This is a genomic window from Roseibium sp. 10G30-5 (assembly GCF_055809635.1).
Genome location: NZ_JBVVUH010000001.1, coordinates 301,006 through 323,404 on the forward strand (window position 1 = coordinate 301,006; position 22,399 = coordinate 323,404).

The 22,399-nt window shown below is 56.9% G+C and carries 22 protein-coding genes and 3 pseudogenes; 15 read left to right on the top strand and 10 right to left on the bottom strand.

Going from position 1 to position 22,399, the window contains the following annotated elements; all coding sequences use genetic code 11:
- Positions 1–39 precede the first annotated feature (39 nt).
- The 4 genes from AC0L7U_RS20410 (at position 40) to AC0L7U_RS20425 (ending at position 2,460) form a co-directional block, all read left to right on the top strand.
- Positions 40–1,242, top strand: coding sequence for an AAA family ATPase (locus tag AC0L7U_RS20410; RefSeq protein ID WP_473696401.1), 1,203 nt, complete (start codon positions 40–42; stop codon positions 1,240–1,242).
- Positions 1,212–1,406, top strand: coding sequence for a hypothetical protein (locus tag AC0L7U_RS20415; RefSeq protein WP_473696403.1), 195 nt, complete (start codon positions 1,212–1,214; stop codon positions 1,404–1,406). The genes AC0L7U_RS20410 and AC0L7U_RS20415 overlap by 31 nt, the downstream gene beginning before the upstream one ends.
- Positions 1,407–1,414: 8 nt before the next feature.
- Positions 1,415–2,071 (top strand): ParB/RepB/Spo0J family partition protein, encoded by a 657-nt coding sequence (locus AC0L7U_RS20420; protein ID WP_473696405.1) that lies wholly within the window; start codon positions 1,415–1,417, stop codon positions 2,069–2,071.
- Between the two features lie 77 nt (positions 2,072–2,148).
- Entirely contained in the window at positions 2,149–2,460 is a 312-nt protein-coding gene (locus tag AC0L7U_RS20425; protein WP_473696407.1) for a hypothetical protein, read from the top strand.
- A gap of 335 nt (positions 2,461–2,795) precedes the next feature.
- Here AC0L7U_RS20425 and AC0L7U_RS20430 read toward each other — a convergent pair whose 3' ends face one another.
- Entirely contained in the window at positions 2,796–2,849 is a 54-nt protein-coding gene (locus AC0L7U_RS20430; RefSeq protein WP_473696531.1) for a hypothetical protein, read from the bottom strand.
- On the opposite strand from AC0L7U_RS20430, the gene repC (AC0L7U_RS20435) reads away from it, so the two are divergent.
- Together repC (AC0L7U_RS20435) and repC (AC0L7U_RS20440) are read left to right on the top strand one after the other, a co-directional pair.
- Entirely contained in the window at positions 2,848–3,498 is a 651-nt protein-coding gene (gene repC, locus AC0L7U_RS20435; RefSeq protein ID WP_473696409.1) for a plasmid replication protein RepC, read from the top strand. The two genes, AC0L7U_RS20430 and repC (AC0L7U_RS20435), sit on opposite strands and share 2 nt — an antisense overlap.
- Positions 3,461–4,147 (top strand): replication initiation protein RepC, encoded by a 687-nt coding sequence (gene repC / locus AC0L7U_RS20440; RefSeq protein WP_473696411.1) that lies wholly within the window; start codon positions 3,461–3,463, stop codon positions 4,145–4,147. Before repC (AC0L7U_RS20435) ends, repC (AC0L7U_RS20440) begins: the two co-directional genes overlap by 38 nt.
- A 61-nt stretch (positions 4,148–4,208) precedes the next feature.
- Here the strand turns inward: repC (AC0L7U_RS20440) and AC0L7U_RS20445 are convergent, their stop codons facing one another.
- Positions 4,209–5,198 carry an amidohydrolase family protein gene (locus tag AC0L7U_RS20445; protein ID WP_473696413.1) on the bottom strand — a complete coding sequence of 330 codons (990 nt, stop codon included), beginning with the start codon at positions 5,196–5,198 and terminating at the stop codon, positions 4,209–4,211.
- Positions 5,199–5,209: 11 nt separating this feature from the next.
- Positions 5,210–5,929: an SDR family NAD(P)-dependent oxidoreductase gene (locus tag AC0L7U_RS20450; protein WP_473696415.1), complete on the bottom strand. Its 720-nt coding sequence runs from the start codon at positions 5,927–5,929 to the stop codon at positions 5,210–5,212.
- Between the two features lie 131 nt (positions 5,930–6,060).
- On the opposite strand from AC0L7U_RS20450, the gene AC0L7U_RS20455 reads away from it, so the two are divergent.
- The 5 genes and pseudogenes from AC0L7U_RS20455 (at position 6,061) to fhuF (ending at position 10,177) form a co-directional block, all read left to right on the top strand.
- Positions 6,061–6,783, top strand: coding sequence for a LysR family transcriptional regulator (locus AC0L7U_RS20455; protein WP_473696417.1), 723 nt, complete (start codon positions 6,061–6,063; stop codon positions 6,781–6,783).
- The gene (locus AC0L7U_RS20460) at positions 6,783–6,995 is read left to right on the top strand and encodes a hypothetical protein (protein ID WP_473696419.1); all 213 of its coding nucleotides are present in this window, start codon (positions 6,783–6,785) and stop codon (positions 6,993–6,995) included. Before AC0L7U_RS20455 ends, AC0L7U_RS20460 begins: the two co-directional genes overlap by 1 nt.
- Before the next feature lie 208 nt (positions 6,996–7,203).
- Positions 7,204–7,659 carry a TonB-dependent receptor plug domain-containing protein gene (locus tag AC0L7U_RS20465; protein WP_473696421.1) on the top strand — a complete coding sequence of 152 codons (456 nt, stop codon included), beginning with the start codon at positions 7,204–7,206 and terminating at the stop codon, positions 7,657–7,659.
- A 49-nt stretch (positions 7,660–7,708) separates the two neighbouring features.
- Positions 7,709–9,343, top strand: a pseudogene (locus tag AC0L7U_RS20470) (TonB-dependent siderophore receptor); the annotation flags it as partial.
- Positions 9,344–9,421: 78 nt separating this feature from the next.
- Positions 9,422–10,177 carry a siderophore-iron reductase FhuF gene (gene fhuF / locus AC0L7U_RS20475; protein WP_473696423.1) on the top strand — a complete coding sequence of 252 codons (756 nt, stop codon included), beginning with the start codon at positions 9,422–9,424 and terminating at the stop codon, positions 10,175–10,177.
- 42 nt (positions 10,178–10,219) lie between these two features.
- Here the strand turns inward: fhuF and fhuB are convergent.
- The 3 genes and pseudogenes from fhuB to AC0L7U_RS20490 form a co-directional block, all read right to left on the bottom strand.
- Positions 10,220–12,230, bottom strand: a pseudogene (gene fhuB, locus AC0L7U_RS20480) (Fe(3+)-hydroxamate ABC transporter permease FhuB).
- Positions 12,227–13,147 (bottom strand): iron-siderophore ABC transporter substrate-binding protein, encoded by a 921-nt coding sequence (locus AC0L7U_RS20485; RefSeq protein ID WP_473696425.1) that lies wholly within the window; start codon positions 13,145–13,147, stop codon positions 12,227–12,229. The pseudogene fhuB and the gene AC0L7U_RS20485 overlap by 4 nt, the downstream one beginning before the upstream one ends.
- Positions 13,148–13,162: 15 nt before the next feature.
- Positions 13,163–13,974: pseudogene (locus AC0L7U_RS20490) on the bottom strand (ABC transporter ATP-binding protein).
- A gap of 258 nt (positions 13,975–14,232) precedes the next feature.
- Here AC0L7U_RS20490 and AC0L7U_RS20495 point away from each other — a divergent pair.
- From AC0L7U_RS20495 to AC0L7U_RS20505, 3 genes are all read left to right on the top strand, one after another.
- A complete protein-coding gene (locus tag AC0L7U_RS20495; protein ID WP_473696427.1) occupies positions 14,233–14,601 on the top strand; it encodes a cupin domain-containing protein in 369 nt (122 codons plus the stop codon).
- Positions 14,602–14,761: 160 nt separating this feature from the next.
- A complete protein-coding gene (locus AC0L7U_RS20500; RefSeq protein WP_473696429.1) occupies positions 14,762–15,022 on the top strand; it encodes a helix-turn-helix domain-containing protein in 261 nt (86 codons plus the stop codon).
- Positions 15,022–16,338 (top strand): type II toxin-antitoxin system HipA family toxin, encoded by a 1,317-nt coding sequence (locus AC0L7U_RS20505; RefSeq protein ID WP_473696431.1) that lies wholly within the window; start codon positions 15,022–15,024, stop codon positions 16,336–16,338. Before AC0L7U_RS20500 ends, AC0L7U_RS20505 begins: the two co-directional genes overlap by 1 nt.
- Before the next feature lie 10 nt (positions 16,339–16,348).
- On the opposite strand, the gene AC0L7U_RS20510 is transcribed toward AC0L7U_RS20505, so the two are convergent.
- Positions 16,349–17,161 carry a YoaK family protein gene (locus tag AC0L7U_RS20510; RefSeq protein WP_473696433.1) on the bottom strand — a complete coding sequence of 271 codons (813 nt, stop codon included), beginning with the start codon at positions 17,159–17,161 and terminating at the stop codon, positions 16,349–16,351.
- Between the two features lie 109 nt (positions 17,162–17,270).
- Entirely contained in the window at positions 17,271–18,152 is an 882-nt protein-coding gene (locus AC0L7U_RS20515) for an oxidoreductase (protein WP_473696435.1), read from the bottom strand.
- 61 nt (positions 18,153–18,213) lie between these two features.
- Between AC0L7U_RS20515 and AC0L7U_RS20520 the strand changes: the two genes are divergently transcribed.
- Positions 18,214–19,194 (top strand): LysR family transcriptional regulator, encoded by a 981-nt coding sequence (locus AC0L7U_RS20520; RefSeq protein ID WP_473696437.1) that lies wholly within the window; start codon positions 18,214–18,216, stop codon positions 19,192–19,194.
- Between the two features lie 6 nt (positions 19,195–19,200).
- Here AC0L7U_RS20520 and AC0L7U_RS20525 read toward each other — a convergent pair whose 3' ends face one another.
- Entirely contained in the window at positions 19,201–21,609 is a 2,409-nt protein-coding gene (locus AC0L7U_RS20525) for a bifunctional diguanylate cyclase/phosphodiesterase (protein WP_473696439.1), read from the bottom strand.
- An 80-nt stretch (positions 21,610–21,689) separates the two neighbouring features.
- The gene (locus AC0L7U_RS20530) at positions 21,690–21,983 is read right to left on the bottom strand and encodes an MHYT domain-containing protein (protein ID WP_473696441.1); all 294 of its coding nucleotides are present in this window, start codon (positions 21,981–21,983) and stop codon (positions 21,690–21,692) included.
- Between the last annotated feature and the right edge of the window lie 416 nt (positions 21,984–22,399).

The following is a 22,399-nucleotide window of genomic DNA, read 5'->3' on the forward strand; positions in this document are numbered from 1 at the left end:
TTCCGCAAGAAATCGGATTTTGGCAATCAGGCGGAAATTATGGACCATCCCGACGCGGCACGATTTGAAGCGATAGACCCGGAACAGGGCATGTCGGATTTTCTCCGCGCCATGGTCGAGGACTACAATGCGCTGACCGATACGATCGATCAGACCAGCAAGGCGCATTTCCCTCCCAATGCTCAGAAGGTTTTGCGCAAGTTCTCCGCGTCGGAGGCCGCAAAATTCGTTGGTGTGACGCCGCGCTACCTTGGCATGATCGCCGATGAGATCAATCTGGAAACCGAGCGCGACGGGCGCAATGCCCGAAGCTATACGTTGCGCGACCTCAATGCGCTGCGCAAGGCGCTGGCAGACAAAGCCGGATATGATACGGCGAAAGGAATTTCCTATTTACCGCGTCGACGCGAGGGCGATCCCTTGCGCGTGCTGGCGATGGCCAACTTCAAGGGCGGCAGTGCCAAGAGCACCTCTGCCGTGCATCTGGCGCAATATTTTGCGCTACGCGGCTACCGTGTGCTGATGATTGACCTTGATCCGCAAGGATCCGCCAGCGCGCTGTTTGGTGTGCCGCCTGAAAAAACGGACGAGGAAAGCACCGCATACGCCATCTTGCGCTCCGAAGACACACGTCGCGTTTCGGAGGTCGCCCTGAAGACCTATTTCGACAATCTCGACCTGATCCCCGGTGGTCGGTCGCTCAGTTCCTGGGAATTTGATGCGCCCCGGGTCGCCGTTGAGGCAAAATACGAGCAGGCGCGTATCCGCGAACGCATTGAGGAACTGAACGCCCGTCTTGATCGCGCTGAACTCAGTGTGTCGTCGGCCGAGGCCGTCAAGCAGGAGATTCAGGCGCTGGAAGGTCAGATCCGCGATCTGTGGTTCCACCGGGCTTATTTCGCGCGTCTGTCCTGGGCCTTGCAGGATGTACAGGATGATTATGACATCGTCATCTGCGATACGGCACCCAACCTTGGATACGTCACCAATGCGGCGATGTTTGCAGCAGACAATCTGGTCGTTACCATTCATCCGCAGTGGCTCGATTGCGAGTCCATGGCGCAATATCTCTATACCTATCTGCGTCAGCAGCAGGATTTTGAAGCGGCGATGAAAGCCATCGGCGGCGGCGATTTCTGGTTGAGAAGACGCTGCATTATCTCATCACCCGCCATGACACGACATCGGCACCTGAGGCTCTTGTTGTGGCAATGCTGCGCAATCACCTCGGCAATGTGCTGACCAATGTGATGGTGAAATCTTCGGCCATTGCCGAGGCCGGCACCTATCAGCAATCGCTTTATGAAGCCGACCGTGGCCGCTTCACGCGCCAGACCTACGAGCGGGCCATGGAAGCGATGAACGGTGTCAACGGCGAAGTGGAATCCATCCTGCGGAAATCCTAGGGGCGTTCATGACCAAGAGAAAAGACGCGCAAAACGCACTGTCGGAACTCTGGAGCAAGCCTCGGACCAAGGCTCCGCCCCCGCCGCCGTCCTCACTCTCGCAACGTGAAGAGCCGCGCCGCGAGAGCGAACGAAGCAACACCTCGCCGCTTGGGTTGATGTCCGATGTCTTGTCGGGCCTTGGCACGGGCGGCGGATCTGCATCTGTCAGCACGTCTGATATCCAACCGCTTGACCCGGCACTGATCGACCCGTCTCCCTATCGCGACCGTCTGGAAGAAGACCGTGATCCGGAATTCGAAGGCCTGCTCGATTCCATTCAGTCCTCCGGCCAGCAAGTGCCTATTCTGGTGCGCCCACATCCCGATCATGCGGACCGTTTTCAGGTTGCCTATGGTCATCGCCGCCTGAAGGCTTGCACGACGCTGGACCGTACTGTGCGGGCTATCATCCGTCCCTTGAATGATGACGAACTGATCATTGCCCAGTCAAAGGAAAACCTTGACCGCAAGGATCTCACCTTCATCGAGAAGTGCTTGTTTGTCTCGTCCATGCGCGCTCTTGGGGTGACGCGGGCAACGATCTCAAAGGCGCTGGGAGGGGGAAAGAAACCCGAAATTCGGTCAATTATTACAATGCCGCCGAAGAAATTCCGGAAGATCTGATCCGAAAAATCGGACCGGCACCATCGGTCAAGGGGCCAAAATGGCGTGCCTTTGCCGGGCATTTCGAGGCTGGCACCGTGCCCAAGCGTGTTCAGATCAAGCTGGACCAGGTGATGAGCGCCGACGCATGGGCAAAGGCAGATTCCAATCGCCGCTTCTCCATGCTGGCAAAGGCGCTTGAAGAGCCTGTTGCCAAGGCTGCAGAGGCCGAAGCGCTGGTGCAGGACGCAAGAGGCAGAACCGTGGTCCGGATCAAACGGGGCGCCCGCGCAACGACATTCACCGTTGACCAGAAGGCGGCGCCTGATCTGGACAGTTTTCTGCAACGCAAGTTGCCAGAATTGATCGCCGAATTCGAAGGCAAGAGAGAGGATGATCAGGATCTCTGACAGAACGCATAAATCAGTTATCCCTCACGAAATCGCTTGGGAATGGCAGATTTCTGCGACTTTTGGAAATCTTATCCCCCTTGCTTGGGTTCGGGATAGAATGAAGCACCCCGAGAGGGGAAACCCGGGAGCACTACCGATGAACTAGAGCACATACGAAATGAGCCCACCAGCGGGAACTGGCAGGCTCATATTTAGTCGAAATCACCGTCCAAGTGGGACGACGATCCGTAATCGCACTTCCAACATACGAATCGTTCGCCCGGAATTCAAGCTCTGATTCGCGTCAGAGATCGCTTTCCTATGTCTTCCTGCTGGTTTTTCGGCTTCCGACCTTATTGAGACTGACAGGACTGCTGAGCCTCATGGCCGCAGAACGGTAGAATTATGTCTGAAGCACCTCACGTTGCAGGCTTCCGGAAGGTGACGCCGGGAGTTCTCGCATCTGCACGTCTTGCGATGGCAAATGACGTGCCTACAGTGACCAAGGGCGAGGTTGCGATTGCGCTGAAGCGCGCCGCACGGCCGCTTGGTATCGACGGCACCACGTATCATGTCCTTGATATTCTGCTTGGCCTATCCAAGGCGCGGGATTGGGAAAACGGTAATCGACCGGTTGTGGCCATTTCCAATGAAAAGCTGGCAGATTATGTCTGCCGCAGCGAGCGGACGGTCATTCGAGCGATCAAGCGGCTGGTCGAGGCGGGTATTCTGTCTTACCGCGACAGCAGCACCGGTCGTCGTTGGGTCCACCGAAGCGCGGATGGACAGATCTCAAGAGCGTATGGCCTGGATTTCCGCCCCGCCCAGGTACGCTATCGTGAGATCTGTCGGTTGGCGGATGAATATCAGGCTGAATTGAATGCAGCACGAGAAGCAAAGCGTGCTGTGACACGCCTCTCCCGGGCCGTGGCCGATATTCTGGCGACAGATCATGTCAGCAATGAAAAAACCAAAGATGCACAACACACCTTTCGAGAAATCCTAAGCAGGGATGACATTGGAAGACCGTCTGGCAGCGCTGCAGGCTCTTTATGACGACCTGATAGGAGAGTCTGTAGAGGCACACAGACAGGAAGAAACGTCTGAAAATGCTGATATGTCATGTGAGCCTGACAAGGATGTCACCCTATTATATATTACAAGCTCTCAAACTCATCTAAATCATTGTAAAAAAATCGGACGTCTGCTAACGCAGCCGAAAATACAATTCCTACTGACGACAGCAAAGCTGTCGAAGAAGCTCCCGAAAGGGAGCAAGCGGAGCGGCCTTGCTAAGGACTTAGATCCACCTGTGCGGAAGACAGGCCGTGACGCAAAACAGTCCAGCCTCTCACCTCACCTGCGAAGTGTTTCCATCGGATTGATTGAAGCAGCCTGTCAGGCAGTGCAATCTGATTTTGGTCTTCAAATACGAAGCTGGCCAGAATTAACACGGGCCGCGGAAACCTTACGTGTTGGCATTGGCCTGTCGGAAGGCGCCTATGATTTGGCTGTGCGGCGGCTGGATCGCAATACAGCCGCCGCCATTCTGGTGGTTGTGGCGGAAAAGGCTCTCCGCGATCCAGATCAGATCTCCAAACCTGGAGGATACTTCCGCGCTATGGTCGATCGGGCTGCCGAAGGCAAACTGGCTCTGACAAAATCCTTGTTCGGCTTGGCGGACGGGCGTTATGCAAAACCCTGATCAAAACCTCCATAGCAAGTTTCGATCAGGGCAGTCCGTCGAGATTTGCGCCGAACAAACTCTATTCTGGCTGGTGTCTCCGGTTGGTCAGGCGTTGCCAATTTCCATGGGCAAAAGCCGCGGTTTCAGTTTCGTTCAGACCGCATGTTTCAAGAAACGTTCTGGAGTTGCGCCCCTCACGATACTGATAGGGAAAATCGGCGGAAAACAACAGGCGATCCGGACCGACAATCGCCTTAGCGCGTTCAAGGTAAGTTGGCAGAAAAAGCCCACTGGCCGTGACATAGAGATTGCGTTTCAAGTAGGCCGCTATGGATTGCGTCAACCCGGACACCTGATCCATAGCGGCGATGCGCTCGGCATAAAACAGCACGACCTCCCCCCAATGCCCCAGAATGATCTGAAGATTCGGCATGCGATCGAAATGTCCAGCAAGGACAAGTCGGAGAAATTGAATCCCGGCGTCATAATGCCAGCCCAGACCAAAACTGGAAAACGCCGCATCAACTTGGGGCACGAAGCCGGAGTAATAAGCATCGCGAACCGATTTGGGAGGGATGCGTGGGTGCAACAGAACCGGAACGCCCAGGTCTGCTGCAGTTTGGAAGACGGGCAAAAAAACCGCTGCATCCAGATTAGCTTCGTCTACCCGGCCACAAAGCATGGTGCCCTTGAAGCCGAGCGACTTGATACAGCGGTCCAGTTCTTTCGCCGCTGCGGCCGGCTGTGAGATCGGAAGAGTTGCGAAACCCTGAAATCGATCCGGATGACGGGCGATGGCTTCCGCGAGCATATCATTCATGCGATGAGCAAGTTCGACACTTTCGGGGCCGAGATCATGAAGCGCGGGCGGGGTGAGTGAAAGCACCTGCACATCCACCCCGCTTTCGTCCATCAGGGCAATGCGTTGATCCGCAAGATCGAGAAGGCGATGCTCTATTTCACCGGAATGAAACGCGACGCTGGGATCGGTCGCCTCAATGCCGATTGCAGACCATGCCCGCTGAACCTCCGGCGTGAGAAAATGTTCTTCAATGGCAATAAGCTGCATTTTGCTTTCTTTCACCACGGCACGGTCTGTCCCCGATAGTCCAGATATTCCAGACCCGGCCGGACTTGCTTGGCCAGAAGAACCTCAACAAGGCTTGGAATGCTTTCTTCAATGGTCAGTCGAGCGTCTGGCCCGCCAAGCTCGGTTTTCACCCAACCCGGCGCCATGACCACAAGGGGATGATCCGTTCCGGCAAGTCGAGCAGCGAAACTGCGCATGAACATGTTGAGCGCGGCCTTGCTGCCCCGGTACACTTCACGAAGGCCTTTCTCGTTGTTGGCGATACTGCCCTGCCCGGATGACATGACGCCAAGCAGCCCCGTTGGGGTAACAAAAGGAGCCAGAGTTTCAAGAACCCGCATCGGGCTCAGAGCGTTTGTTACCATCAGGTTGACGAAATCCTCCGTCGAGACCTCGCTGATCAATTGTGTCGGATCCGGATTGGTGGTCCCGGCATTGACGAACAGCATGTCGACCTGTCGACCCGAAAGGTGGTCATGCAATTCGGCCAGTTGCTGTGGCTCGCAGATGTCGAGGATCTCGATCTCGACACGGTCCTTGTAGGTTTCCGCCAGATCATGAAAGGGGGTGTGCCCGCTGCCCGCCCGGACAGTGCCAATAACAGTCCAGCCCTTTTTGAGAAATTCTTCCGCCATGGCATGGCCCAACCCGCGCGATGCGCCGATCAGGAGGAGTGTGCCTGAAGTGTTGTTCGATGTATCTTGAAACATGAGAGTGTCCTTGAAGCGTGGAAAACAGATCGAATATAAGGAGCGAGAAGACAGGCGACAGACGCATCAGATGAAAGATATAATTGCGCCTGACGCTATGCTTCCATTTGAAAGCAGAGGGATTTGACGGGATGAGCGATGTTGACCTCAATTTGCTGGTGGCGTTGGATGTGCTGCTGGCTGAAGGCAGCGTTACGGGGGCCGCGCGCCATCTTGGTCTGAGCACCTCCGCAATGAGCCGCACATTGACGCGGCTTCGACAGGCAACAGGTGATCCGCTTTTGGTGCGTGCGGGCCGGGGTTTGGTGCCAACCCCTCATGCGGTCGAGCTGCGCGACCGGGTGCATGATCTGGCGTTGGAGGCACAGGCCGTTCTACGACCCTACGTCAACACGCTTGATCTCAAGTCTCTGCGACAGACCTTTACAATCCGGGTCAGTGAAGCCTTTCTGGAATTCCTGTCGCCAACCGTGGTGGCGGCCGTGACCGTTGTGGCCCCGCAGGTTTGTCTGCGCTTTGTCGCCAAGCCGGACAAGGAGGCTGGGCCGCTGCGCGATGGTGAAATTGATCTGGAGATCGGGGTTTTGGGCACCAGCGCGCCGGAAATTCGCACGCATCTGATGTTCCGGGATTGTTTTGTCGGTGTGGCCCGGCTTGGGCATCCCCTCTTGCGCCGCGACGCGATCAGCGCCTCCGATTACGCCGCCTGTGATCATATCGTTGCTTCCAAAGACAAAACCAGTTGGAGCGCAATTGATGCGGCCTTGGCCGACCTTGATCTTGCACGCGCGGTTCGGGTCATTGTACCGGGGTACCCCGATGCCATGCGGATTGCGCAGCAATCAGACCTGTAGTGACACTTGTTCCACGCTCTTGTCTAAGGGCGATTTTATCGGCTGAAGAGGCGGTTACCACCGCCGGTCTTGGGTGCTTCAAAGTTCCGGTGACCCTGCCGGATTTCAATATTTTGGCGATGTGGCATCCGCGCATGGATGCCGACCCGGCGCATAAGTGGTTGCGTGAGAAGGTTATTTCCGTATGCCGAGCAGCTTATCCAGCCTCTTGAAAAAGCCGGATTTCGGTTTTGAAAACTTCAGTATATAACTTGACTCTTAAACTCATATTTTATTAAGTGCATCTAGCTGCCGCCACGCGATTCTGCGCTTTCTCATCACATTTCTAATCTTTAGGGGGGATCGCATCCGATGCGTCGTCCGAACAATCGCGGCTGCGTAGTAGCTGCTCGCCCACCTTTGTCCAAACGAGCCTGCCTGATGACCGGAGCGAGTTTTCTGACTCTGGCGCTTTTGTCACAAGGCGCGCTCGCACAGGATGCGACCGACACATCAAAGGCCGTAACAAATACGTCGGCAACGACATCAGGGAATGTTGTCCTTGATCAGGTGACGGTGACGTTGGCGGGCGCAAGTGGCGAAGACACCACGGATTATGTAGCGGACCAGTCGGATGTCGGCACCAAAACCGGTACGTCCATCCTTGATACGCCTGCGGCTGTGACCGTGGTGACGGAAAAGGAAATGCAAACCCGCAACGTGCAGAACACTCAGGAAGCTGTGGCCTATACGTCTTCTGTGGTGACAGACGAATATGGTTCTGATGACCGCTATGATTATTTCCGTATTCGCGGCTTTGGCGAGACAACGCTCGGGACATATCGGGATGGTCTGCCCGCCCGGGTCCTGAGGCTGGTATACCGCCGCACGCGTTGAGCCTTACGGGCTTGAACGAGTTGAAGTTCTCAAAGGCTCAACCTCATCGCTCTTCGGCCTGAACCAACCAGGTGGCCTGATCAATGCCGTGACCAAGCGACCGCAGGACACGGCGCATCACGAGGCCTATGTCACCGTTGGCGGTGACAATCACTATGAGACCGGCTTTGACATCGGAGGTCCGATTGATAAGGACGCTCATTGGAAATACCGCCTGACAGCCAAGGGCCAGAAGGCCGATGCCCAGTATGAGTATTCAAAGGATGATCGGCTTTATATCGCGCCGGCCCTCACCTACACGCCGGATGATTCTACCGAAATCACCTTTCTGGCGGATTACAGCAAGCGCGATGGCACGCCCGCGCATGAATATGTTCAGGGCAGTGGCATCGACATCTACACCTTTCTCGGCGAGCCGGATTACAATCGCTTCAACACCCGTCAGGCGGATTTCACCTATTTGTTTCGGCATGACTTCTCGGATAATCTGACGTTCCGCCAGAAAGCACGCTATTCGGCAGTGAAACTGGATTACGCCGAGGTCTATGGCGCGTCTACCGATGATACCGCGGACAGGGTCTCCTTTGGCACAGACGGGGAATCCAAGCGTTTTGCCATCGACAACCAGCTTCAGTACGATTCTCACTATCGGGCGCTCGACAACAAATTGTTGTTGGGGCTGAGCTATGCCTATGACGATACAACCGAAAACATCACTTATGGCACGGCCGGCCCACTGGATATCTATGATCCAAGCTATTGTGGCATGTCGTGCATCACGGAACCGACCTATCTGTATTGGAACATCAAGCAGAAGGCTCTGGGTCTATATGCTCAGGATGAGCTGACATTCTTCGACAAGCTGACTGTCACCGGCGGCCTGCGCTATGATCACGTTGACAGCGATGTGACCTACAAGGACACTGGCGTTGAAGAAGATACGTCGGCGCATGACATCACGTCTCGGGTTGGGGTGTCCTACAAGGTAACGCCGCAGATCTCGGCTTATGCCAATTACTCGGAGTCCTTCCAGCCACTTGTCTCCCCTGCAACCGCCTATGGCTCCAGCGACACGTCGCTCAAACCTCAACAGGGCACGCAATATGAAGTCGGGCTGAAATATCGTCCCGATCTTGATCGCCTGAAGGCTCTCTTCACGGTGTCCCTGTTCGATCTGACGCAGACCAACGTGCAGACAACGGACCCGATCACCAGCCTGACCCGGCAAACCGGCGAAGTTCGAGTGCGGGGCATGGAAGTCGAAGGACGTCTGACGTTCAATGAACGCTGGAACGCGACCTTCGCCTATTCCTACTGGGATCCCGAGATCACAGCGGATGCGGACAGTTCTGTCGTGGGCAATGATCCTTCTCTGGTGCCGCACAACGTGGCCTCCGCCTGGTTGGATTACACCATTCCGGCAAGTGATCGGCTGGGAGAGTTGCGCCTGGGGGCTGGTGTTCGCTTTGTCGGATCAACCTTCAGCGACAATGCCAACACAGAGAAGAACCCGGGGCACACTGTATTTGACGCCATGGCGTCTTATCAGGTGACGAAAAATCTCAACTTGCAGCTCAACGCGACCAATCTTCTCGACCGTCGCTACACGTCCGTTTGCTCCAGTGGCACCTGCTACTACGGCGACGGCCGCACCATTCTGGCAACCCTGAAAGCAACCTGGTAACCGGCACTGGTCATATGCGGGGCTCCGACGTGGTTGGAGCCCCGCTTTGTTTTTTGAGACATGAACGAGGACCAGACTATGGCTGGTGCACTGCGCGACCCGATGGCGGCAATGCTGACGACAGCCTTGGGAACCAAGGCAGCGTTTTTCGACGGCAATTTCAGTCTGGATGCGGGCGGGCGTGGCACACGTGTCTCATGCACTTCACTTTTTACGGCTGAGGGATTTGCTCCGCTTTTTCAGATGCATAGGGCAAGGCATCCTTCTGCAGATGACCGGGCGCTGGTGTCGCTCTGGAGCCGATATTATCTCGCCTTGTTGGCGTTGTGCCCTGTCGCGTTGTGGATCAGGGAGCGTCGGGTGCTGCCGCTGGCCATGCAGGAGATGTCGGCGATTTACGACCCGCAGACCGGTTTGCCGATTTGTTTCGAAATTGCGCATTCGGGTGAGAGATGTCCGGACCAGCCCCTTGACGAAGCTTTCGGACCCCTGCTTTTCGATCATCTGGACCCGGCAATCACCTTTCTGCAACGCGAGTTGAAGGTCGGCCGGCGTTTGCTCTGGTCAAATCTGGCGGGTTACCTCGATTGGGTCCTGCATGCGTTTGCGGCTGAAGATGGGATGCCAGATCCGGTGGCTCATCAGCTTCTCGACAGCCCGGTGCTCTGCGGTCGGAAAAATCCACTGTGCGGCTTGATCCGTCATTTGCATGAGCCCGCGTCTGATGGCTGCACGTGCACCCGCAAGGTGTGTTGCCTGAGCTATCTGGTGCCCGGCGCCGGCGGTTGCGGTTCGGCCTGCCCCCTGCCACAAGGCCAGACGCTGTTACGATAACAGACTGCGCAGTTTTGACGGGCTGTTTGAGTTCTCCGAGTGTCAGACCTTGCGGCGCATCAGAACCATGACAAAGGGTGCGCCGATCAGCGCCGCAATCAATCCGGCAGGCAGATCATATGGATAGGCCAGATTGCGGCCGATCCAATCGGCAACAACCATGATCATTCCCCCTGCGGCAATCGAGCCGAGCGTTTGCCCGAGCGCGCGATGCAATCCGCTTTCGCGGGCAATATGGGGAGCCATCAGACCTGCAAAACTCAATGGCCCGGCGGCCATGGTCGCCCCGGCACTGAGCAATCCGGCCAGGCCGAACAAGGTGAGATGTGCTGGTTTTAGCCGCAGGCCAAGGCTGGAGGCGGATGCGGGGCCAAGTGGCAGCAGGTTCAACCAGCGATGCAGCGCCAACGTCGCAAGCATCAGCACCACGCAGACGATGGCAAGGAAGATCATCAGCGGCATTTGGGCATTGTAGGTGGAGCCGGACATCCAGCGCAGCAGGAACAGGGCGCGCGGATCGCCCTTGGCAGCAATGATCCCGACAAGAGCGTCAACGATCGCGCTGAGGGCGACTCCGGCCATCAACAGCTTTTCAGGTTCGAAGTGGCCCCTGCTTGCAAGAGAAAACACCACGGCCAAAACGGCAAACGCGCCAAGACTTGCAAAGACAAGTTGCAACGGTAATGACGGCGCAGCCACCAGAAAGACCAATACGGTGACGCCACACGTGGCTCCGGCGCTGATGCCAAGCACTTCCGGGCTGGCCATTTCATTGCCGGTAAGCCGTTGCAGGATGGTTCCGGCGGCGCCTGCCATCATTCCGGCCAACAGGGCCGACATCACTCTGGGCAGTCGTAGCGACAGAATATCCGCACGGAATTCGGCCACCGGAAGGCCAAGCCCCCCCGGGAAGCGGGCCAATCAACAATGCGCCAACAAGACAAATGAACGGCAACACCACCAGACCAGCGATCAGCAGGGGTTTGCGGGTCATGCCATGCTGTAAAAAACCGCCTGCTGCCGAGCCAATAGAGCGATGCGACGCCTTGAGATGGCGCAACATGAGCAGCAGCAGCGGCCCGCCCAGTACAGCGGTCACAGTGCCGGTGGGAATGAAATCCTTTAGCGCCCCGGACGCGACGATCACCAGTTCGTCGGTCAGCCACAGCAGAGTTGCTCCGGCGAGGGCAGACCACAGCAGTTGTTCGTGCGGGCGCCGTGCTCCGCCGAGCCGCGCCACGGCTGGGCCAACAAGGCCGATGAACCCGATCACGCCGACCGCACTGGTGACCAGGGCGGTCAGGGCGGTGGCGATCACGAGAACGCCGGTTCTCAGAAAGCGGATGTTAAGGCCGAGCGCGCGCGCATTTTCCTCTCCGGCCTCAAGAACGGCAAGTGGGCGCAGCAGCGGCAGAGCAAGTGCGGCCAGAACCACGGCCTTGGGCAGCAACGACAGGCACAAGGTCCAGCTTTGCTGTGACAAGGATCCGGCGCCCCAGATAAACAGGCTTGCGAGCCACTTCGCATTCATCAGCGTCAGGAGAGCTGCGAGAGCGCCACACCACAGACTGACGATCAATCCCGCCAACACCAGACTGAAGGGAGAGAAACCACGCCTTGCCCCGAGCGCCATCACCAACGCGACGGCAATGCCACTGCCAGCAAGCGAGACGATGTCGCGCCCGATGCCGAGCAACGCGGGTGCAAACAGCATGACAATGACAAGGGCCAGATTGGCGCCTGCTGAAATGCCGAGCGTTGCAGGAGAGGCCAGCGGATTGCGCAGTACCATTTGAAACAGCGCCCCGGACATGCCAAGCATGGCCCCACACAGCAACGCCATCGCCACTCTGGGCAAGGTGGCATAGACCAGCAGCATATGCTGAACGTCATAGGTGTCGGTGCTGTTGACGAGTGCGGTGTTCGAAGACGAGGAAAGCAGGGGAACAATCTGCGAGACTGTCAAGCCGAGCGCCAGCACCGCCATTCCGGCAAGGATGAGCGATATCCGGAGCGGGCCACCAGATCGATGTGAAAGCGTTGCCGTTGTCATGCCTGTTGCTCTACATAGTCGGTCACCTGCCGGGCAAAGCGCAGGGCTTCCACCACCATGCCGAACATCAATGCTGGGTCCATTTCGCCGAAACGCCCCTTCTTTACGAAAGGCAAATGGGTCCACAGCGGGCTGTGCGCCAAAGTAGGCAGCACATCGGAGGGGATTGGCTTGATCGCCACAAGACGCGTGTTCTCATCGCTGATGGCCGCCAGATCCGGGATGGTGATATTGGCGAAGCCCCAATATGTCCCGGGCTGCGTCCAGGCATTCTGGAGGCCGAGCCGGGTCAGGACATCGTCATAGAGGCCGGGGTGGCTGTAAACGCGCAGGTTGCGACTGTCGAGAAAACTGATGAGCAGCAGCGACGGTGCTCCAACGCGGGCAAGGCGCTTTCGGCAGTCGTCAAACACGTCATTGGCGTGGGTGAGAAACGCCTCCCCTTGCGCGCGTCGTCCGATATGTCCGGCAAGTCGGCGGGTTGCGGCAATCGCCTTGGGCAGGATTGGACCCGAACTCTGGTCGTAGACATCAAGCCGCAAGGTGGGTGCGATCGGCTCGATCTTGGGCCGTACCGCATCCAGATAGGGCGTTGTCAGGATCAGCGTGGGCTGCAATTGCATCAGTGCTTCCAGATTGACGGACATCGCCTGCCCGACATCGGCCACCCCTTCGGGCATCTTCGGCTCGACCACCCATTTGCTCCAGGCGTCGAGATCTGCCACGCCGACAGGCGTCACACCAAGCGCCAGAAGCGTTGAGGCCAGACCATAATCGAGGCTGACGATGCGCTCAGATCCGCTGGCAAACACCATGGGCGCCATGGCAGTTGAGGCGAGAAAGCCTGTGCCTGCTGCAAGAAAATGTCTGCGGGTCAGACGTCCGCCTTGCGGCAGTATGAGAGGCCGTCCGGTCATGTGGTCTTCCATCAATCAACAGGCGCAGGCGACGGGAATGTTCAGGCTCGGGTGCGGTGTGACCTCCATCCTGATGCCGTAAATCATGTGCAGGGTTTCTGGTGTCATCAGGGCGTGTGGGCTGCCTTCGGCGACGATCCGTCCGGCCTTCAGGGCGATCAGCCGGTCACAGAAACGCATTGCCATGTTGACATCATGCAGCACGACCACAACACCAATTCTCTTGGCGCGGGCCTGATCGCGCATGATGCGCAAGACTTCGACCTGATGGGCAATATCAAGGGCGGAGGTGGGTTCGTCCAAAAGCATGAACCGACTTTGTTGCGCCAGCAGCATGGCAAGCAGAACGCGCTGGCGTTCACCGCCTGACAGGGTTGCAACCCAGCGCTGCTCAAGATCGTCGACACCGGTTTGAACCATGGCGTGCCGGACAGCAGCGCGGTCCGTGTCGGTGATGCGACCCAGAGCGCCGTGCCAGGGTAGCGTCCACACGCCACCAATTCGCCGACCTTCATCGGGCCTGAAGCGGCGCTGTCTTGCGGCAGATAGGCAATGTCACGGGCGAATGCTCGGGCAGCAATGGTGTGGGTCACCCGGCCATTGAGCTGAACAGTTCCCGAGGTTGGTTCGATCTGTCGGGCCAGAGTTTTCAAAAAGGTGGATTTTCCAGAGCCATTGTGACCGATCAATCCGACAACGTCACCGGTGCGAAAGCTGCCACTGACATCATTGAGCAGTGTTTTTTCGCCAATGCACATGGTTATGGCGTTGGCCTCAAGCAGGCAGACATCGGGTCGTGCGTCGGGCTGGGCGGGATGTGAGGGCATGGTGGACTCCAGAGAACTGACTTGGCTTTAGAAAATATGAATATAATAGTCAAGTATTAGTCGATCTTTGATGCAGCCGGAGTGACGGAAGGCGGTGTGAAGATTGGAGAGAATGTCGGTGGCAGGACCATCTTGGGCAGGCTTCATAAGCATCTCTAATGGAAGATCGGTTCAATGTGAATTTCCTAAAGGCGCCGGTGCACCCTATCTTTGGTGTCCGATAAAGGCCCCCTGCTCATTCTCATGAGGATCAAGATCATGCTCCCCGTTCCGTTGAACATCGAAGAGGCTTTCGACCGTGTCACCGACTATTGGTTCCCGAAGGTTGTGGGGCAGGTCAATGATCAGCTTCTCAAGGTTGCGAAACTGAAAGGCGAATTCGTCTGGCACGCGCATGAGGGCGAGGAGGAGCTGTTCTACATCGTTCGTGGTCAGCTTCGGATTGAATTTGAAGATGGCCCAGTGGATTTCGGAGCAGGATCTTTTTTGACGATCCCCAAGGGTTTGCGGCATAATCCGGTGGCCGAGGAAGAGTGCTGGGTGCTGTTGATCGAGCCTGCATCGACGAAGCAGACCGGCGATCTGGTGACGGAGAAGACCCGGTCTCTGGCTGAACAGATGGCTTGAAACCAAGGGCCTGCGGGATGTGCAAGCCGTGCGCGGCGCTTTTGAATATACGCTGAAGCCTATAAATCGACTTTATTTCTTTCGGCGTATATCTTGAGTTTATACGATAGATCGGGTATCCTGAGTTTATACGCCGTGGCGTATCAGGAGGATTGATCTGATGGACCAGCTTGCCCGCAGCCCGCAGCAGATAGGAGCGCTCTTGCGCCGTGCGCGCAAAGCGAAAGGCTTGAGTCAGGCCGATCTTGGTGCGCGCATCGGCTTTCGGCAGGCAACAATTTCGCAAATGGAAACCGGCAATCCGGCGGTCCGCCTCGACACGTTGCTGGCGGTTCTGGCGGCGCTCAATCTGGAGTTTCGCATTGGGGAACGCGTCACTTCGGCGGCGGACAGCCTCAGCATCGAGGACATATTGCGCTGATGGGCCGTCGTCCCGCCCATCCGCCGCTGCGGGTCTATTTGCACAACCGGTTGGTTGGCGTTCTCAGCCGGGACGCTTCGGGTGCCATTGCCTTTCGCTATGACGGGACCTGGGTGGATCAGCCCGGTGCTATTCCGGTGTCCCTTTCGCTTCCATTGCGTGAGGACGCCTATCGCGGCGATGCTGTGTCCGCGGTTTTTGAAAATCTGCTGCCCGATTCGGATGGTTTGCGTCGACGCGTCGCCGAGCGTGTGGGCGCGCGCGGAACCGATGCTTTTTCCATGCTCGCACGCATTGGTGCAGATTGCGTCGGGGCCTTGCAATTCGTGCCGGGCGACGCGGATCGACAGGCAGATCGGCTGGATGGTGAGCCTCTGGATGCGGCAGGGGTTGAGCATCTCCTGACCCATCTTGCGCAGGCACCTTTAGGTCTGCAACGCGACGACGCCTTTCGTATTTCAGTGGCGGGCGCGCAGGAGAAGACCGCCCTCACCTTTCACGATGGTCGCTGGTTGAAGCCACATGGCACCACCCCCACAACCCATATCTTCAAGACTCAGATTGGCCATCTGCCCAATGGTGTCGATTTGTCAAACAGCGTTGAAAACGAGTTTTACTGTCTGAAGCTTGCCGAATTGGTTGGGCTGCCGGCCAATGCGGCACGGATTGAAACCTTCGGTAAAACCAAGGCGCTGGTGATCGAGCGGTTTGACCGGCGCCGGACGGCAGATGGTCGCCTTCTACGCCTGCCTCAGGAAGATTGCTGTCAGGCGTTGTCTGTGCCGCCGACGTTGAAATATGAAAATGAAGGCGGGCCGGGGATCAGTGCAATTGGGCAGTTTTTACAAGCCTCTGATACGCCTATCGATGACCTTGCCCGTTTTCTTGCCGCGCAGTTGTTCTTCTGGATGATCGGGGCCACTGACGGCCACGCCAAGAATTTCAGCGTGTTCCTGCGCGCGGGTGGCGCGTTCGCGATGACGCCTCTCTATGATATTCTCAGTGCCGAGCCCAGTCTGGCGCTTGGCCAGATCACTCAACGCCAGATGAAACTGGCGATGGCCTTTGGACGAAATCGGCATTACCGACTGACTGAAATTCATCCCCGGCACTTGCAGCAGACGTGCCAATCGGCAGGTCTCGCGCCTGTGGCCCTGCATCAGGCAACCAGCCTTCTGGTGGAAAAGACTGGCCTGGCCTTCGACGCCATTGAAGCGCAATTACCGGAAGCCTTTCCAGAGGAGATCCATGCTGCGATCAAGACGGCTGCCCTGCCCCGTCTGGCGGCCCTGACCGCTTTTCACGAGACGCTTTAGGCGCGTGATCCTAGGACAGACGATCCTGCGACAAGCGATAGTCCAGCAGCAAGGGGAAGGCTGCGAGGATCAGCAGGGGAATGGCAAACACCACACTGGTGACGATCCCGCAGGTGGTGAACAGCCAGGCCCCGATAACACCGCCGCTGAAAAACAGGGACACCAAGGATAACAGCAATGCGAGTTTGGCGCGGTTGGCCACGACTGGAGGATGGTTCGGATCCGGGACACGCGGATTGATGTAGATCAAGCGGCCCAACTCGATGCCGATGTCCGTTACCATTCCGGTGACATGGGTGGTACGGATGCGGGCGTTGGACAGCTTGGTGATCATGGCGTTTTGCAAGCCCATCTGGAAGCACAACAAACCGATGATGAACAGCGTGTTGTGAACGAGCGATGCGTCCGGAAACAGCCCGGTGGCGGCAAAGACGATGATGAGCAGAGCTTGCAGACACAAAGGCATCGCATAGCGCGAATGCAGTTCGCGGCGGCGACCCCAGTTGATCAGCACCGTCGATAGAATGGCACCGAGCAAAAAGAAGCCAAGCCCGGTGATGCCATGCAGCAGCAGATCCACCTTCCAGGTCACCAGATGCTCGGCCAATGAGGCGACAATCCCTGACATATGCGAGGTGTATTGATGCACGGAGATGTAGCCGCCCGCATTAATGGCTCCGGCGACGAGCGCCAGATAAAGGGCAAGGTCCCGGTCGCTGCGGTCTGTGCGGTCGCTATCGGCCAGGCTTTTGAAATAGGTGTACATGCAAAGGGTCCGCCAGAGTGCCTGTCGGTGATAGGCCGACGAGATCCACCCTGACAAGAGTGCTTGCTGCGGTCAATTGGCGCAGACCGACAAACCCCCGGCAGCGGCAGTTCGCAACCGAGGGTTCTGGAGGTCAGATCGGCAGCTGTCGGAGCTGTCGAGCAGGTCAGGCGTTGGCAAGCGCATTCAGGCGGGTGAGGACCGCTTCTGGCAGGCTCAGGCTTGCGGCGGCAATATTGTCGCGCAGATGGCTGCGAGAGGAGGTGCCCGGAATGACGAGCATGTTGGGGCTGCGTTGCAGCAGCCAGGCGAGGGCAACAGCCTGCTGGCTTGCACCAAGGTCTTGCGCAATATTGGCCAGTTCATCCGACTGGATTGGCGAGAAGCCGCCCAACGGGAAGTATGGCACATAGGCAATGCCATCTTTGGCGAGGCCGTCCACCATGTCATCATCGTCGCGCTTGACCAGATTGTAGTGGTTCTGGACACAGACGATCGGCGCAATGTCGCGGGCAACCTTGATCTGCTCGCTGGTGACGGTGCTCAGACCGATATGCTTGATCAAGCCTTCACTTTGCATCGCCTTCATGGTGTTCATCGGTGCGACCATGTCGTCGTCCGGGCCACTCATGCGCAGGTTGACGATGTCGATCTGGTCAAGCTTCAGATTGTCGAGATTGTCCTGAACCGACTTGCGCAGAAAATCGTCTGAGTGATCAAGGATCCAGTCGCCCTTGTCGTCACGCCACGCACCAATCTTGGTGACCAGTGTCAGCGCATCTGGATAGGGAGCAAGGGTTTCGCGGATCAGGCGGTTGGTGACATACGGCCCATAGAAGTCGCTGGTGTCGATATGGTCAATGCCGAGGTCAAGGGCTTCACGCAACACGGCGCGGGCTTCGTCTTCATCCTTGGGCGGGCCGAACACATGCGGACCGGCCAGTTGCATGGCACCATAGCCCATGCGGTTGACCGAGATGTCGGTTCCCGGAAAGGTGAAACGTCCGGCGGCTGCGGCGTCGGGTTTTTGGGAAGAGGCTTGTGTCATGAGATTTCTCCTGTGGCTGGCACCTACATAATATAGGTTTTGTGATTTGATAATTGGCCTAATGCCGAATAGTGTGATCGGTATGCCGAACAATGAAACACCCGCATCGCTGGATGATCTGGCCGTCTTTCTCAGCGTCGTGCGCGCGGAAGGCTTTCGGGATGCTGCGCGCCGCATCGGCTCCTCTCCCTCGACAGTCAGCGAGACCATCACGCGGCTTGAAACCGCGCTCGGGATTCAGCTTTTTGCCCGTACCACGCGCAGCGTCGCGCCGACCGAGGCGGGGCGCGCGTTGGCTCAGCGCCTGACCCCTTTGTTTGCGGAAACATCTGTCGCCGTTGAAGAGGCCATGAGTTCCCGCAATGCGGTGCGTGGAACTTTGCGGCTGAATGTTCCTGATGCGGTGATGGTGGATATTTTGCCGCCGCTTGTCGAGGCGTTTCTCCTCCGCTATCCCGAAGTCCGCTTCGACATTACCGTGGATGACCGACTGGTCGATGCCATCGCGGCGGGCGCGGATGCAGGCATTCGTTACGGAGAATTTCTGGCACAGGACATGGTGGCGATCCCCTTGGGGCCGCGCCTGCAAATGGGCGCTGTTGGAGCGTCTCCGGCTTATCTCGACGAGATGCAGTCGTTGGGGCCAATCCGGCATCCGCGGGATCTCTTGCACCATCGCTGTATTCTGGGGCGGTTTGCAAGCGGTGCGCTCACGGATTGGGAGTTTGAGCGCGACGGTGACGTGATAAACGTTGATCCGCCCGCGCGCATGATCGTCAGCACCCAAGCCGTTGCGTCGGCCATTACCCATGCAATCAATGGCTTTGGGCCAATTTACAGCTTCAGAAACTGGCTGGACCCGCATTTCGAAGCGGGCACTCTGGTTCCCATTCTGTCCGACTGGTGGCCAGAATTCGAGGGACCGCAGTTGTATTTTCCCAACCGACGATTTCTGCCAGCGCCTTTGCGCGCGTTTGTCGACTTCCTGAAAACGCAGGGAAAGACGCGGTTGTCCGCTGACGATCTATCCTTCAGAAGCTGACCGGGTTCAGGCGCTCACACGCTCAAGGCCATCTTCGTCCATGTCATCGGGGCGCTCGAACACCTTGTCGAGGCTCATCGGGCGACCGAAGTAATATCCCTGGAACAGATTGCAGCCTTCAAGAGTCAGAATGTTGACCTGCGATGCGGTTTCGACCCCTTCAATCAGAACGGGTGTCTCCAGGCTCTTGCCAAGCGCCAGAATGGCACGGATGAAGGCCTTGGCCTGACGGTCGCGTTCCAGATCATACACGAAGCTCTTGTCGACCTTGATCTTGTCGAATGGGAAAGATCGCAATGTTTCCAGTGACGAATAGCCGGTGCCAAAGTCATCGATGGCGATGGTCACGCCCATGTCCTTGATCTGGCGCAAAATATGAAGCGCCCGCATCTTGTCGGCGATAATGGCGGATTCGGTCACTTCCAGCTCCAGACGCTCTGGCGGAAGCCCGGTTGCCACCAATGTTTCACGCACCTTGTCGACGAGGTGCACATTGGACAATTGCAATGGTGACAGGTTGACGGCAATTTTCGCCGGAATCTTCCACTGAACCGCATCCCGGCAGGCGCGTTCCAGAACCCACTCGCCAAGCGGCACGATGGAGCCACTCTCCTCGGCGATTGGAATGAAGTCATCGGGCCCAATGCGTCCGTGTACCGGATGCATCCAGCGCAGCAGCACTTCATAACCGGTGATCTCATTGGAACCAGCCGCACATTGCACCTGATAATTCAGGTAGAATTCGTCGTTGTCCAGACCTGTCCAGATATCACGGGCCAACGCACGGCGCTCCCGCTCTGCATCATCCATGGCCGCCTGATAAAAGCAGATATGCTCGTCCAGATTTTCCTTGGCACGGTACATGGCCATATCGGCGTTATTGAGTAGCTTTTCGCGATTGTCGGCATCAATTGGATAAATAGCAACGCCAAGGCTTGCGCCCGGCGTGATCTCGCCATGGTCGTAATGTACCTTGCCGGTCAACGCACGGGTCAGACGATTGAGGAAGTCCTGAAGATCAGAATCGTCCTGATAATGCTTCAAGGCAACAAACTCGTCGCCGCCGAAACGGCCGATAACCTCACCTTCCTTGAAAGCGTCGCGTGTGCGTTCCGCAAGCAGGCAGAGAATTTCATCCCCGACAGAGTGTCCATAGGTGTCGTTGATGTCCTTGAAGCGGTCGAGGTCGACATTGACCACTGCAACGCGGCTTTTTTGCAGATCAGCCCGTGTCAGCTCAAGATCAAGCGTCTCCATGAATTGACGACGGTTCGGCAGGCCGGTGAGTGAATCGTGTCGCGCCATATGCATGACACGCTGTTCGGACAACGCCCGTTCGGTGATATCCTCGATGGTCATCACCCAGCCGCCGGTTTCCACGGGCACGTGCACTGTGCGGATGTGTTTGCCTGATGGCAACTGAGCTGTCGCCTCGCCACCACCACGGGCGATGATGTCGGTATAACGCTTGAACCGCTCGCCGGAGGACACGGAGTTGAAGGCACAAAGCTCTTTCAGGCTCTTGCCCGTCAGGTCGATATCATTGGAAATATCCATGATCTCGCTCAGGCGCTTGTTATACATGACCAATGCACCATGCTCGTCGAATAGGCAAAGTGCATTGCCCATATGCGTCAGGGCAAGGCTGAGGTTGTCGGTGGTTTCCTGAAGCTTGGCCGCGTTGCGGCGCTGCTCGGTGCGGTCGCGGGTGATGACCGCAAAGCCAATGATGCGCCCATCTTCGCCCCGAATGGCGTCGATCACCAGTTCAACCCACATCAAAGTACCGTTCTTGCGCATCCGCCAGCCAGCATCCTCGAAATGGCCCAACTGGCGAGCTGATCGGAGGATGTTATCCGGGATGCCCTTGGCACGGTCTTCTTCAGTGAAAAAACGGGAGTAAGGTTCCCCGATGATTTCGGCTTCCGTATAGCCTTTGCTTTGTTGCGCGCCGGTGTTCCAGTTGATCACCCGCCCTTCCGCATCAAGCATGTAGAGAGCATGGTCTCGAACCGCCTGCACCAGCATGGTGAAGCGTTTCTCGCTTGCGTTTGTTCTGATGTCCGAACGCATGGCAAATGTGGTGGCGGTCAAGCCACAAATCAGCAAGGAGAACGCCAGAGTTCCGATCATGAACGCCAGTGTATGCGGCGACAGATTTTGCGTGACATCCATGGCGTGATGGTCGGGAATAATTTTCATCGCAGCCATGGCCGTGAAATGCAGGCTCACGACTGAGAGTGTAAAGAACAGACAGGATACGGTGCGGGCGGGAGACTGATTGCGAATACGATTGCTGGCGAGAAAGGCGGGAACCGCGAACAACAGCGCGAGCGCGATGGCGGCTTCGACATAGTGATCGTCCCAAGTCATCGTTCCGGCGATCATGAACGCGCGCATGCCGAGAAAATGCATCGAGGAAACGCCAAGGCCAAAAACGATACCGGCCGGGAAAACGGCCCATTTCGCACGAACGTAGGTGTTGATGGCCAGAGCTAGGCTGGTTGTCGCAATCGCAACAACCAGGAAATAATGGTCAGGACCGGGGCATAGACAACCTCTGTTCCGGCATTATAGGCCAGCATAGCAATAAAATGCGTTGCCCAGATACCAAACCCGCCAATACAGCCGCCTGTCAGAAGCCAGACGATCCTTGCATTGCTTTCGGACGACTTACTGCGCTGCAAGAGCAGCGTCGTAACGAAGCTCGTCAGAGTGCACAGGAGGCCAGCAACAAGCACCAAGCGAATATCATGCTGGACGAAAAAGAAAGCCGCAATTTTGTTCATCTATGTCTCGTGTCATGCTGTTCGACCATGTCTTGAACCGAGTGTCTGAATTTCGGCAAATGTCGAGATTATTTAAAGAAGGACTGAGAATTCGCCTCCATTCGACTTCTCATACGCTGTGATTTGCAATCTGGACCTGAAACAATTGATATTTTCCTGCGATCTGGCGCAAAAATTTCTGGGCTGCCAAGCTTCCTGGCGAGCAGTTTAATTGGTCAGCTTGAAGGTTGGGTCTGTAACGTATTGTAAAATATACGTAATATGTAGCGTCAGGTTGTCAGAGGCTTCAGGAACCCGTCTCTCGAAGAGTAAGAGTTTGTTAAGTATAGGAAAAGATTTTTTGGAACTTTCAGCGATATTCAGCCGGTCTGGACAGATTTCGCGCATCCACGGCGATCAAAAGTGCGCAGGACGTC